Source organism: Rahnella variigena, from assembly GCF_003610915.1.
Taxonomy (GTDB): Bacteria; Pseudomonadota; Gammaproteobacteria; order Enterobacterales; family Enterobacteriaceae; genus Rahnella; species Rahnella variigena.
Genome location: NZ_NSDJ01000001.1, coordinates 1,039,193 through 1,052,508 on the forward strand (window position 1 = coordinate 1,039,193; position 13,316 = coordinate 1,052,508).

At 51.1% G+C, this 13,316-nt stretch carries 8 protein-coding genes; 6 read left to right on the forward strand and 2 right to left on the reverse strand.

Annotation, left to right across the window (positions count from 1 at the left end; all coding sequences use genetic code 11):
• The first annotated feature begins 53 nt into the window (after positions 1 to 53).
• The 6 genes from rplK (at position 54) to rpoC (ending at position 11,130) form a co-directional block, all read left to right on the forward strand.
• Positions 54 to 482 carry a 50S ribosomal protein L11 gene (gene rplK, locus CKQ54_RS04840; RefSeq protein WP_013577413.1) on the forward strand — a complete coding sequence of 143 codons (429 nt, stop codon included), beginning with the start codon at positions 54 to 56 and terminating at the stop codon, positions 480 to 482.
• A gap of 3 nt (positions 483 to 485) precedes the next feature.
• A complete protein-coding gene (gene rplA, locus CKQ54_RS04845) occupies positions 486 to 1,190 on the forward strand; it encodes a 50S ribosomal protein L1 (protein WP_120164019.1) in 705 nt (234 codons plus the stop codon).
• Between the two features lie 337 nt (positions 1,191 to 1,527).
• Positions 1,528 to 2,025, forward strand: coding sequence for a 50S ribosomal protein L10 (rplJ, locus tag CKQ54_RS04850; RefSeq protein WP_112288545.1), 498 nt, complete (start codon positions 1,528 to 1,530; stop codon positions 2,023 to 2,025).
• Positions 2,026 to 2,091: 66 nt separating this feature from the next.
• Positions 2,092 to 2,457 (forward strand): 50S ribosomal protein L7/L12, encoded by a 366-nt coding sequence (gene rplL / locus CKQ54_RS04855; RefSeq protein WP_013577410.1) that lies wholly within the window; start codon positions 2,092 to 2,094, stop codon positions 2,455 to 2,457.
• A 332-nt stretch (positions 2,458 to 2,789) separates the two neighbouring features.
• Positions 2,790 to 6,818, forward strand: coding sequence for a DNA-directed RNA polymerase subunit beta (rpoB, locus tag CKQ54_RS04860; RefSeq protein WP_095924285.1), 4,029 nt, complete (start codon positions 2,790 to 2,792; stop codon positions 6,816 to 6,818).
• A 91-nt stretch (positions 6,819 to 6,909) separates the two neighbouring features.
• A complete protein-coding gene (gene rpoC / locus CKQ54_RS04865; RefSeq protein ID WP_095924286.1) occupies positions 6,910 to 11,130 on the forward strand; it encodes a DNA-directed RNA polymerase subunit beta' in 4,221 nt (1,406 codons plus the stop codon).
• A 231-nt stretch (positions 11,131 to 11,361) separates the two neighbouring features.
• On the opposite strand, the gene thiH is transcribed toward rpoC, so the two are convergent.
• Together thiH and CKQ54_RS04875 are read right to left on the reverse strand one after the other, a co-directional pair.
• Positions 11,362 to 12,540, reverse strand: a complete 1,179-nt coding sequence (gene thiH / locus CKQ54_RS04870) for a 2-iminoacetate synthase ThiH (protein WP_120164018.1) — start codon at positions 12,538 to 12,540, stop codon at positions 11,362 to 11,364.
• Positions 12,537 to 13,316 carry a thiazole synthase gene (locus CKQ54_RS04875; protein WP_120164017.1) on the reverse strand — a complete coding sequence of 260 codons (780 nt, stop codon included), beginning with the start codon at positions 13,314 to 13,316 and terminating at the stop codon, positions 12,537 to 12,539. Before CKQ54_RS04875 ends, thiH begins: the two co-directional genes overlap by 4 nt.

Below are 13,316 nucleotides of genomic sequence, written 5' to 3' on the forward strand. Positions count from 1 at the left end.
ATAACGGGGAGCCTCTTCAAACAGGCGATATCACCCAAACGAGGATATTTACCATGGCCAAGAAAGTACAAGCCTACGTTAAGCTGCAAGTTGCAGCCGGTATGGCAAACCCAAGTCCGCCAGTTGGTCCAGCTCTGGGTCAACAAGGCGTGAACATCATGGAATTCTGTAAGGCGTTCAATGCTAAGACTGATAGCATGGAAAAAGGCCTGCCAATTCCTGTTGTTATTACTGTTTATTCTGACCGTTCTTTCACCTTTGTTACCAAAACCCCTCCTGCAGCAGTACTGCTGAAGAAAGCGGCTGGTATCAAGTCTGGTTCCGGCAAGCCGAACAAAGACAAAGTGGGTAAAGTAACGAGTGCTCAGGTTCGTGAAATCGCAGAAACCAAAGCTGCGGACATGACTGGTTCTGACGTTGAAGCGATGACTCGCTCCATCGAAGGTACTGCTCGTTCCATGGGCCTGGTAGTGGAGGATTAATAAATGGCTAAGCTGACCAAGCGCATGCGCGTGATCCGTGACAAAGTTGATGCTACTAAACAGTATGACATCACCGAAGCCGTTGCTCTGCTCAAAGAGCTGGCCACTGCTAAATTCGTAGAAAGCGTTGACGTTGCTGTTAACCTCGGCATCGACGCTCGTAAATCTGATCAAAACGTTCGCGGCGCAACCGTACTGCCACATGGCACCGGTCGTTCTGTTCGCGTTGCCGTCTTCACCCAAGGTGCAAACGCTGAAGCTGCTAAAGCTGCAGGCGCTGAGCTGGTAGGTATGGAAGATCTGGCTGACCTGATCAAGAAAGGCGAAATGAACTTCGACGTTGTTATCGCATCTCCAGATGCAATGCGCGTTGTTGGCCAATTAGGTCAGGTTCTGGGCCCACGTGGTCTGATGCCTAACCCGAAAGTTGGTACTGTAACTCCTAACGTTGCTGAAGCGGTTAAGAACGCTAAAGCGGGTCAGGTTCGTTACCGTAACGACAAAAACGGCATCATCCATACCACCATCGGTAAGGTTGATTTCGAATCCGACAAGCTGAAAGAAAACCTGGAAGCTCTGTTGGTCGCTCTGAAAAAAGCGAAGCCTTCTCAGGCTAAAGGCGTTTTCATCAAGAAAGTAAGCCTGTCCACTACCATGGGCGCTGGTCTTGCTGTTGATCAAAGCGGCCTGAGCGCAACAGTTAACTAATTAACTGCTGACGTTTATCGCTTTACGCGGGCGGTAGATTTGTCTAGAATCTATGGCCCGTTGTTTCGTTAATGCGAAACCAAGATTTTTCGGTTGGAGTCTGGCCTATCCAGACCTCCGTCCAAGACCGCAGGTGTCCCGAAAGGGACTTAATCCTTCCTGCGTAGACGGTGACAGAGCCTGAAGAAAATATTTCTTTGTCTTTTTTATAAAGAATTAAGATTTGTCTTTGCTGGATTCTCTGCTCACCGTGTTTGAACGCTTGATATCGATTCTCGATAACAAGTGATGTGAGTTCCGGGGATTTTCCCCGGCCAAATCCAGGAGCAAAAAGCTAATGGCATTAAATCTTCAAGACAAACAAGCGATTGTTGCTGAAGTCATCGAAGTAGCCAAAGGCGCGCTGTCTGCGGTTGTTGCGGATTCTCGTGGCGTAACTGTAGATAAAATGACTGAACTGCGTAAAGCAGGTCGTGAAGCTGGCGTTTACATGCGTGTTGTTCGCAACACCTTGATGCGTCGCGTCGTAGAAGGTACTCAGTTTGAGTGCCTGAAAGACACGTTTGTCGGTCCAACCTTGATTGCATTCTCTGCTGAACACCCAGGCGCTGCTGCCCGTCTGTTCAAAGATTTCGCTAAAGCGAATGCAAAATTTGAGGTTAAAGCTGCGGCCTTTGAAGGTGAGTTTATTCCTGCGGCTCAAATCGACCGCTTGGCAACTCTGCCTACTTACGAAGAAGCAATCGCACGCCTGATGGCAACCATGAAAGAAGCCTCTGCAGGCAAACTGGTTCGCACTCTGGCTGCTGTACGCGATCAGAAAGAAGCTGCTTAATCAGCCTTTTTTATCTCGTTCATTTGCTTACGTATACACTATTTCTGAATTCTAGGAACACTTGAAATGTCAATCACTAAAGAACAAATCATTGAAGGCGTTGCAGCTCTGTCTGTAATGGAAATCGTTGAACTGATCTCCGCTATGGAAGAGAAATTCGGCGTTTCAGCTGCTGCTGCTGTTGCAGGTCCTGCTGCTGCTGCTGAAGCTGTTGAAGAAAAAACTGAGTTCGACGTTGTTCTGGCTGCTGTTGGCGCGAACAAAGTTGCAGTTATCAAAGCTGTTCGTACCGCAACTGGCCTGGGTCTGAAAGAAGCTAAAGACCTGGTTGAGTCTGCTCCAGCAGCTCTGAAAGAAGGCATCAGCAAAGACGACGCTGAAGCTCTGAAAAAATCTCTGGAAGAAGCTGGTGCTTCTGTTGAAGTTAAGTAAGTTTAACTTCCCGGAGTGCAGTCTGTCCTAACAGACTGATGGCTGGTGACTTTTTAGTCACCAGCCTTTTTGCGCTATAGAGTGTCAGTGGTGTTTCACACTGTTTGAGCACTGAACTACTCTAATATCTCTTTCTATAGACGCCTTAATATATTGATGCCCCTTGCTGTAGCTCATCTACAGATAACGCACAACGAAATGATTTAAGAGTGGTAGAAAACAGATATTGCGGGAAGCGTTTCTGCTTTCCGGTCGACATAAACGGTGTTGCATGAACTGTCCTTCTCAGGGCAGACAAGATTGGGTCACTGATCAGCGAGCTGAGGAACCCTATGGTTTACTCCTATACCGAGAAAAAACGCATTCGTAAGGATTTTGGTAAACGTCCACAAGTTTTGGACATTCCATATCTCCTTTCTATCCAGCTTGACTCGTTCCAGAAGTTTATCGAGCAAGATCCGGAAGGCCAGTACGGTCTGGAAGCTGCATTCCGTTCTGTATTCCCTATCAAGAGCTACAGCGGTAACTCTGAGCTGCAATACGTTAGCTACCGTCTTGGTGAGCCTGTATTCGACGTTAAAGAATGCCAGATCCGTGGTGTGACGTTCTCCGCGCCACTGCGCGTGAAACTGCGCCTGGTAATCTATGAACGTGAAGCACCAGAAGGTACGGTCAAAGACATCAAGGAACAAGAAGTCTATATGGGCGAAATTCCGCTCATGACCGAAAATGGTACCTTCGTGATTAACGGTACTGAGAGGGTTATCGTATCTCAGCTGCACCGTAGTCCGGGCGTATTCTTCGACAGCGATAAGGGTAAAACCCACTCATCGGGTAAAGTGCTTTATAACGCACGTATCATCCCTTACCGCGGTTCATGGTTAGATTTCGAGTTTGATCCGAAAGACAACCTGTTTGTGCGTATTGACCGTCGCCGTAAATTGCCTGCGACCATCATTCTGCGTGCATTAAATTACACGACTGAACAGATCCTTGACCTGTTCTTTGACAAGGTGACTTACCAGATCCGCGACAACAAGTTGCAGATGGAACTGGTACCTGAGCGCCTGCGCGGTGAAACAGCTTCCTTTGATATCGAAGCTGACGGCAAAGTCTATGTAGAAAAAGGCCGCCGCATCACTGCCCGCCATATTCGTCAGCTTGAAAAAGACGAAATTCAGCGCATCGAAGTTCCTGTTGAGTACATCGCAGGGAAAGTGGTCTCTAAAGACTACATCGACACCAATACCGGTGAGCTGATCGTCCCGGCTAACATGGAATTGTCTCTGGATCTGCTGGCTAAACTGAGCCAGTCCGGTCACAAAACCATTGAAACGCTGTTCACCAACGACCTCGATCATGGCGCGTACATGTCCGAGACCATTCGCGTCGACCCAACCAGCGATCGCCTGAGCGCACTGGTTGAGATCTACCGAATGATGCGTCCTGGTGAGCCACCAACGCGTGAAGCGGCCGAAAGCCTGTTTGAGAACCTGTTCTTCTCTGAAGATCGCTACGACCTGTCTGCTGTTGGTCGTATGAAGTTCAACCGTTCTCTGCTGCGTGATGAAATCGAAGGTTCAGGTATCCTGAGCAAAGACGACATCATTCAGGTAATGAAAAAGCTGATCGGCATTCGTAACGGCCAGGGCGAAGTGGATGATATCGACCACTTGGGCAACCGTCGTATTCGTTCCGTCGGCGAAATGGCTGAAAACCAGTTCCGTGTAGGTCTGGTTCGTGTTGAGCGTGCGGTTAAAGAGCGTTTGTCTCTGGGCGACCTCGACACATTGATGCCTCAGGATATGATCAACGCTAAGCCGATTTCGGCTGCGGTGAAAGAATTCTTCGGCTCAAGCCAGCTGTCACAATTTATGGACCAGAACAACCCGTTGTCTGAGATTACGCATAAGCGTCGTATCTCTGCATTGGGCCCGGGCGGTTTGACCCGTGAACGTGCTGGCTTTGAAGTTCGAGACGTACACCCGACTCACTACGGTCGCGTATGTCCAATCGAAACGCCAGAAGGTCCAAACATCGGTCTGATCAACTCCTTGTCTGTGTATGCACAGACCAATGAGTACGGTTTCCTGGAAACCCCTTACCGTCGCGTGCGTGATGGTCTGGTGACTGATGAAATCAACTATCTGTCTGCAATTGAAGAAGGCAACTTCGTAATCGCTCAGGCGAACTCCAACCTGGACGAAGAAGGGCGCTTCATTGAAGACCTGGTCACTTGTCGTAGCAAAGGCGAATCAAGCCTGTTTAGCCGCGATCAGGTTGACTACATGGACGTTTCCACCCAGCAGGTTGTATCCGTTGGTGCTTCACTTATTCCATTCCTGGAACACGATGACGCCAACCGTGCATTGATGGGTGCGAACATGCAACGTCAGGCAGTTCCGACCCTGCGCGCTGATAAGCCGCTGGTAGGTACTGGTATGGAACGTGCTGTAGCGGTTGACTCCGGTGTTACTGCCGTAGCTAAACGTGGCGGTATTGTTCAGTACGTGGATGCATCCCGTATCGTTATTCGTGTTAACGAAGAAGAGATGTACCCGGGCGAAGCAGGTATCGACATTTATAACCTGACCAAATACACCCGTTCTAACCAGAACACCTGCATCAATCAGATGCCGTGTGTGAATCTGGGCGAGCCAATCGAGCGCGGCGACGTGCTGGCAGATGGTCCGTCAACAGATCTGGGCGAACTGGCACTGGGTCAGAACATGCGTGTCGCGTTCATGCCTTGGAACGGTTACAACTTCGAAGACTCCATTTTAGTCTCCGAACGTGTTGTGCAGGAAGACCGCTTCACGACCATCCATATCCAGGAACTGGCATGTGTGTCCCGTGACACCAAGTTAGGGCCTGAAGAGATCACCGCTGACATCCCTAACGTGGGTGAAGCTGCGCTCTCTAAACTGGATGAGTCCGGTATCGTTTATATCGGTGCTGAAGTGACCGGTGGTGACATTCTGGTTGGTAAGGTGACACCTAAAGGTGAAACCCAGCTGACGCCAGAAGAGAAACTGCTGCGTGCGATCTTCGGTGAGAAAGCGTCTGACGTTAAAGACTCTTCTCTGCGTGTACCAAACGGTGTTTCCGGTACGGTTATCGACGTGCAAGTCTTCACCCGCGATGGCGTGGAAAAAGACAAGCGTGCGTTGGAAATCGAAGAGATGCAGCTGAAGCAGGCTAAGAAAGACCTGACTGAAGAGCTGCAGATTCTGGAAGCGGGTCTGTTTGCGCGTATCCAGTCTGCGCTGGTTGCTGGCGGTGTTGAAGCTGACAAACTTGGCAAATTGCCTCGCGATCGTTGGTTAGAACTGTCATTGACTGACGAAGACAAACAGAATCAGTTGGAACAGCTTGCTGAACAGTACGACGAACTGAAATCCGAGTTTGAGAAAAAACTCGAAGCTAAGCGTCGTAAAATCACTCAGGGCGATGATCTGGCACCAGGTGTGCTGAAAATCGTTAAAGTGTATTTGGCCGTTAAACGTCAAATCCAGCCTGGTGACAAGATGGCAGGCCGCCACGGTAACAAAGGTGTTATCTCCAAGATCAACCCGATCGAAGATATGCCTTACGATGAAAACGGGACTCCTGTTGATATCGTACTGAACCCGCTGGGCGTTCCATCACGTATGAACATTGGTCAGATTTTGGAAACCCACCTGGGTATGGCCGCGAAAGGTATTGGTGAAAAAATCAATGCCATGCTGAAGAAACAAGAAGAAGTTTCTAAGCTGCGCGAGTTCATCCAGCGTGCCTATGATCTGGGCGACGACGTTTGTCAGAAAGTTGATCTGACCACCTTCACCGATGACGAAGTATTGCGTCTGGCTGAGAACCTGAAAAAAGGTATGCCGATTGCAACACCAGTCTTCGACGGTGCGAAAGAGTCAGAGATCAAGCAACTGCTTGAAATGGGCGGAATCCCTACCTCTGGTCAGATCACACTGTTTGACGGCCGTACCGGCGAGCAATTCGAGCGTCAGGTTACTGTCGGCTACATGTACATGCTGAAACTGAACCACCTTGTTGACGATAAGATGCACGCGCGTTCTACCGGTTCTTACAGCCTTGTTACTCAGCAGCCGCTGGGTGGTAAAGCTCAGTTCGGTGGTCAGCGCTTCGGTGAGATGGAAGTGTGGGCGCTGGAAGCATACGGTGCCGCATATACCCTGCAGGAAATGCTGACTGTTAAGTCCGATGACGTGAACGGCCGTACTAAGATGTATAAAAACATCGTAGATGGCGATCATCGTATGGAACCAGGCATGCCGGAATCCTTCAACGTATTGTTGAAAGAAATCCGTTCTCTGGGTATCAACATCGAGCTGGAAGACGAGTAAGTACTCGAATTCGCACTGATCACAGGGGCACCTGCCTGTTAATCAATACAGACCAGGTGCCTAACAGGTCTAACCCGACGGGAGCCAATCCGTGAAAGACTTACTAAAGTTTCTGAAAGCGCAAACTAAGACCGAAGAGTTTGATGCGATCAAAATTGCTCTGGCATCGCCAGACATGATCCGTTCTTGGTCTTTTGGTGAAGTTAAGAAGCCAGAAACCATTAACTACCGTACGTTCAAACCAGAACGTGACGGCCTTTTCTGTGCCCGTATCTTCGGACCAGTAAAAGACTACGAATGCCTGTGCGGTAAGTACAAGCGTTTAAAACATCGCGGCGTGATCTGCGAGAAGTGCGGCGTTGAAGTGACCCAGACTAAAGTACGCCGTGAGCGTATGGGCCACATCGAACTGGCTTCCCCGACTGCACACATCTGGTTCCTGAAATCGCTGCCATCGCGCATCGGTTTGCTGCTGGATATGCCACTGCGTGATATCGAACGTGTTCTGTACTTCGAATCCTATGTGGTTATCGAAGGCGGCATGACTAACCTCGAAAAACGCCAGATCCTGACTGAAGAGCAGTATCTGGATGCGTTGGAAGAGTTTGGTGATGAGTTCGACGCGAAGATGGGTGCGGAAGCAATTCAGGCTCTGTTGAAAAACATGGACCTGGAAGCAGAGTGCGAGCAACTGCGTGAAGAGTTGAACGAAACCAACTCCGAAACCAAACGTAAGAAGCTGACCAAGCGTATCAAGCTGCTGGAAGCGTTCGTTCAGTCTGGTAACAAACCAGAGTGGATGATCCTGACCGTGCTGCCGGTACTGCCACCAGACTTGCGTCCATTGGTTCCGTTGGACGGCGGCCGTTTCGCAACGTCGGATCTGAACGATCTGTATCGTCGCGTTATCAACCGTAACAACCGTCTGAAACGCCTGCTGGATCTGGCTGCGCCAGACATCATCGTACGTAACGAAAAACGTATGCTGCAAGAAGCGGTAGATGCTTTGCTGGATAACGGCCGTCGCGGTCGTGCTATCACCGGCTCTAACAAGCGTCCGCTGAAATCTCTGGCAGACATGATTAAAGGTAAACAGGGTCGTTTCCGTCAGAACTTGCTGGGTAAACGTGTCGACTACTCTGGTCGTTCCGTTATCACCGTAGGTCCATACCTGCGTCTGCACCAGTGTGGTCTGCCGAAGAAAATGGCACTGGAACTGTTCAAACCGTTCATTTACGGCAAGCTGGAACTGCGTGGCCTGGCCACCACCATCAAAGCCGCTAAAAAAATGGTTGAGCGCGAAGAAGCTGTCGTTTGGGATATCCTGGACGAAGTTATCCGCGAACACCCGGTACTGCTGAACCGTGCACCAACCCTGCACCGTTTGGGTATCCAGGCGTTTGAACCGGTTCTGATCGAAGGTAAAGCAATTCAGCTGCACCCGCTGGTTTGTGCGGCATATAACGCCGACTTCGATGGTGACCAGATGGCTGTTCACGTACCGTTGACGCTGGAAGCTCAGCTGGAAGCGCGTGCGTTGATGATGTCTACCAACAACATCCTGTCACCTGCGAACGGCGAGCCAATCATCGTTCCTTCTCAGGACGTTGTATTGGGTCTGTACTACATGACTCGTGACTGTGTTAACGCCAAAGGCGAAGGCATGGTTCTGACCGGTCCTAAAGAAGCTGAGCGTATTTACCGCGCCGGTTTGGCCTCTCTGCATGCGCGTGTCAAAGTGCGTATTACAGAAGAGATCAAAAATACCGAAGGCGAAGTTACGCACAAGACGTCGATTATCGACACGACTGTTGGTCGCGCCATCCTTTGGATGATCGTACCAAAAGGTCTGCCGTTCTCTATCGTCAACCAGCCTTTGGGCAAAAAAGCTATCTCCAAAATGCTGAACACTTGTTACCGCATTTTGGGCCTGAAGCCGACCGTTATTTTTGCTGACCAGATCATGTACACCGGTTTTGCTTACGCTGCCCGTTCAGGCGCGTCAGTAGGTATCGATGACATGGTAATCCCTGCGAAGAAAGCAGAGATTATCGAAGAAGCAGAAACCGAAGTTGCTGAAATCCAGGAACAGTTCCAGTCTGGTCTGGTAACTGCTGGCGAACGCTATAACAAAGTGATCGACATCTGGGCTGCGGCCAACGAACGTGTTGCTAAGGCAATGATGGAAAACTTGTCTGTTGAAGACGTCGTCAACCGTGACGGTGTTGTTGAACAGCAGGTTTCCTTCAACAGTATCTTTATGATGGCCGACTCCGGTGCGCGTGGTTCTGCTGCACAGATTCGTCAGCTGGCCGGTATGCGTGGCCTGATGGCGAAACCAGATGGTTCCATCATTGAAACGCCAATCACCGCGAACTTCCGTGAAGGTCTGAACGTACTCCAGTACTTCATCTCTACTCACGGTGCTCGTAAAGGCTTGGCGGATACCGCACTTAAAACGGCTAACTCCGGTTATCTGACTCGTCGTCTGGTTGACGTCGCGCAGGATCTGGTTGTGACCGAAGACGACTGTGGTACTCACGAAGGCATCATGATGACTCCGGTCATCGAAGGTGGCGACGTTAAAGAACCACTGCGCGAACGTGTTCTGGGTCGTGTGACTGCAGAAGATATCCTCAAGCCGGGTACGGCGGATATCCTGGTTCCACGTAACACCCTGCTTCACGAGAAGACGTGTGATCTGTTAGAAGAGAACTCAGTCGACAGCGTGAAAGTACGTTCAGTCGTAAGTTGCGAAACCGACTTTGGTGTGTGTGCAAACTGCTACGGTCGCGACCTGGCACGTGGTCACATCATCAACAAAGGTGAAGCGATCGGTGTTATTGCAGCACAGTCCATCGGTGAGCCGGGTACCCAGCTGACGATGCGTACGTTCCACATCGGTGGTGCGGCATCTCGTGCGGCAGCGGAATCCAGCATCCAGGTTAAGAACACTGGTACCATTAAACTGAGCAACCATAAGCACGTTAGCAACTCTAACGGCAAACTGGTCATCACTTCCCGTAACACTGAGCTGAAATTGATCGACGAATTCGGTCGTACCAAAGAAAGCTATAAAGTGCCTTACGGTTCCGTGATGGGCAAAGGCGATGGCGCATCAGTTAACGGCGGCGAAACCGTTGCTAACTGGGATCCGCACACAATGCCAGTTATCAGTGAAGTGAGTGGTTTCATTCGCTTTGCCGATATGGTGGATACTCAGACCATCACACGCCAGACCGACGACCTGACCGGTTTGTCTTCTCTGGTAGTTCTGGACTCTGCAGAGCGTACCGGTAGCGGTAAAGACCTGCGTCCGGCACTGAAAATCGTTGACGCTAAAGGCGACGACGTATTGATCCCAGGTACTGATATGCCTGCTCAATACTTCCTGCCAGGTAAAGCGATTGTTCAGCTGGAAGATGGTACTCAGATCCACTCTGGTGACACCCTGGCGCGTATTCCTCAGGAATCCGGCGGTACCAAGGACATCACCGGTGGTCTGCCACGCGTTGCTGACCTGTTCGAAGCACGTCGTCCGAAAGAGCCTGCAATCCTTGCTGAAATCAGCGGGATCATCTCCTTCGGTAAAGAAACCAAAGGCAAACGTCGTCTGGTAATTTCTCCGTTAGATGGCAGCGATGCTTACGAAGAAATGATCCCTAAATGGCGTCAGCTGAACGTGTTCGAAGGCGAAGTTGTGGAACGTGGTGACGTCGTATCCGACGGCCCAGAGTCTCCGCACGACATCTTGCGTTTACGTGGTGTTCACGCGGTTACCCGCTATATCACCAACGAAGTGCAGGAAGTTTACCGTCTGCAAGGCGTTAAGATTAACGATAAACACATCGAAGTTATCGTTCGTCAGATGTTGCGTAAAGGCACCATCGTTAGCGCTGGTGGCACTGACTTCCTGGAAGGCGAGCAGGCAGAAATGTCTCGCGTTAAAATCGCTAACCGTAAGCTGGAAGCTGAAGGCAAAATCACGGCAACATTCAGCCGTGACCTGCTCGGTATCACCAAGGCATCCCTGGCGACCGAATCCTTCATCTCTGCTGCGTCGTTCCAGGAAACCACGCGCGTTCTTACCGAAGCGGCTGTTGCCGGTAAACGTGATGAACTGCGTGGCCTGAAAGAGAACGTTATCGTTGGCCGTCTGATCCCAGCCGGTACCGGTTACGCTTATCACCAGGATCGTGCACGCCGTAAAGCTCAGGGCGAAGTGCCAGTTGTACCGCAAGTCAGCGCGGATGAAGCAACGGCTAACCTGGCTGAACTGCTGAACGCAGGTTTCGGTAACAGCGACGATTAATCGTCTTCTGTCGAAACGCATAAAACCGCTCCTTCGGGGGCGGTTTTTTTTTGCCTGAAATCTGGGAATTGATAATGCTGAGAAAGAGGAGCCGGAACAGGGAACTGGACGATAACCTGTTCCGGCTATTTGGAAGCAGCGCCGGGATGAGTGGCGCCGGCCATCTGCGAATATGCAGCGGCAAAAGCACAGTAATGCCCCCGGCCTGCTGGCGCGAGGGGCAAAATCATTTTATGGAATCTGCATTCCTGAGAGTTTACCGGTTTGCCATCCACCGACATTTTCCTGCGAGACGCGCCCCAAAAAACTGTCCCAGTCTTTCCACACCGGCTGAAGCCCGGCTTGCGTTAATGCTTGCGCAACGCGTTGTGGCGATCGGTTATCGTGCGGAGCAAATTGCTCAAGCTCCGGATGATCGTCAGCATAGCCGCCGGGCTGTGTTTTAGATCCGGCACTGACGGTGTTGATCGCCAGCGGAATGACGTGATCGCGGAAATAAGGTGATTCGCGTGTAGACAGTGAAAGCTCGACATCCGGTGCCAGCATTCTGAAAGCGCATATCAGCTGAACAAGCTGATTTTCTTCCAGCAATGACGCCGGTTCTATTCCACCGGCGCAAGGACGCAATCTCGGAAACGCCACCGAATAACGGCTTTGCCAGTAAGTTTGTTGCAGATACAGCAAATGCTCGGCCACCATATAACTGTCAGTCCGCCAGTTTCCTGAAAGTCCGAACAGTGCACCCAGCCCGATTTTATCAATTCCCGCTCGTCCGAGCCGGTCTGGTGTTTCCAGTCGCCAGAAGAAATCCTGTTTCTGGCCTCGCAGATGATGTAATGCATACGTCGGCGCGTGATAGGTTTCCTGATAAACCAGCACGCCATCCAGTCCCAGCGTTTTCAGCTCAGCATATTCTTCCTGTTGCAGCGGCTGAACTTCAATCATCAGCGAATCAAAATGGTTTCTGATCGCCGGGAAGTGACGGCGAAAATAGTCCATGCCAACTTTCCCTTTGTGTTCGCCGGTGACCAGCAACAGATGTTTGAAGCCCAGCGCATTCAGCGCTTCGCATTCCCGCCCGATTTCATCCTTATCCAGCGTTTTACGTTTGATTTTATTGCTCATCGAAAAGCCGCAATAAGTACATTCGTTGGCGCAAAGATTGGATAAATACAGCGGTGCGAAGAAATTCACCGTGTTGCCGAAGCGCTGGCGCGTGAGTTGTTGAGCCCGCTGCGCCATGGGTTCCAGATAAGGCAGCGCCGCCGGAGAAATTAACGCCATAAAACCCTCACGGTCGATTTTATTCCGGCTGAGCGCCCGTTCGACGTCACGTGTTGTTTTACTGTTAATGCGCAGCGAAAGGTCATCCCAGTTCAGCGCAGACCAGACATCCGTAAAGCTGCTCATGACGTCGCCTGTGAGGTATTGAGAAAACCGGTCAGCGGGCTCGATGCACTGGCGTGTCGCTGTCTGCCGCCTAAACCACTCTGGCGGGCAATGACTCCGGCCTGAACCGCGAGGCGGAATGCGGTAGCCATCTCTACCGGATCGCCCGCGACGGCAATCGCGGTATTGACCAGCACAGCATCGGCACCCATTTCCAGCGCTTGCGCGGCCTGGCTCGGCGCGCCAATACCGGCATCCACCACCACAGGAATACGCGCCTGTTCGATGATGATTTGCAGAAACTCGCGGGTTTGCAGCCCCTGATTGGAACCGATTGGCGCACCCAGCGGCATGACCGCTGCGCAACCCGCTTCCTCCAGACGCTTACACAGCACCGGATCCGCGCTGCAATACGGCAGAACCACGAAGCCTTGTTTCACCAGAATCTCTGCGGCTTTCAACGTTTCAACGGCATCAGGCAGCAGATATTTTACATCCGGGTGAATTTCGAGTTTCACCCAGTTTGTTCCCAACGCTTCTCTTGCCAGTTGCGCGGCAAACACCGCTTCTTCCGCCGTTTTAGCCCCTGAAGTATTCGGCAGCAAACGCACGCCGAGTTGCTGCAGGGGAGACAAAATATCGTCTCCCCCGCGGCGCAGATCGACCCGCTTCATCGCCATGGTCACCAGCTGAGAGCCGGATGCGGCCAGCGCCTGTTGCATCAATGCCGGACTGGCGAATTTTCCCGTACCTGTAAAAAGGTGCGATGTGAATGTGGTATCAGCAATTTTTAACAT

Bases quoted from the DNA above. Each gene is read 5' to 3' on its own strand.
- rplK (WP_013577413.1), top strand. From the start codon at position 54: ATGGCCAAGAAAGTACAAGCCTACGTTAAGCTGCAAGTTGCAGCCGGT.
- rplA (WP_120164019.1), top strand. From the start codon at position 486: ATGGCTAAGCTGACCAAGCGCATGCGCGTGATCCGTGACAAAGTTGAT.
- rplJ (WP_112288545.1), top strand. From the start codon at position 1,528: ATGGCATTAAATCTTCAAGACAAACAAGCGATTGTTGCTGAAGTCATC.
- rplL (WP_013577410.1), top strand. From the start codon at position 2,092: ATGTCAATCACTAAAGAACAAATCATTGAAGGCGTTGCAGCTCTGTCT.
- rpoB (WP_095924285.1), top strand. From the start codon at position 2,790: ATGGTTTACTCCTATACCGAGAAAAAACGCATTCGTAAGGATTTTGGT.
- thiH (WP_120164018.1), bottom strand. From the start codon at position 12,540: ATGAGCAGCTTTACGGATGTCTGGTCTGCGCTGAACTGGGATGACCTT.
- CKQ54_RS04875 (WP_120164017.1), bottom strand. From the start codon at position 13,316: ATGTTAAAAATTGCTGATACCACATTCACATCGCACCTTTTTACAGGT.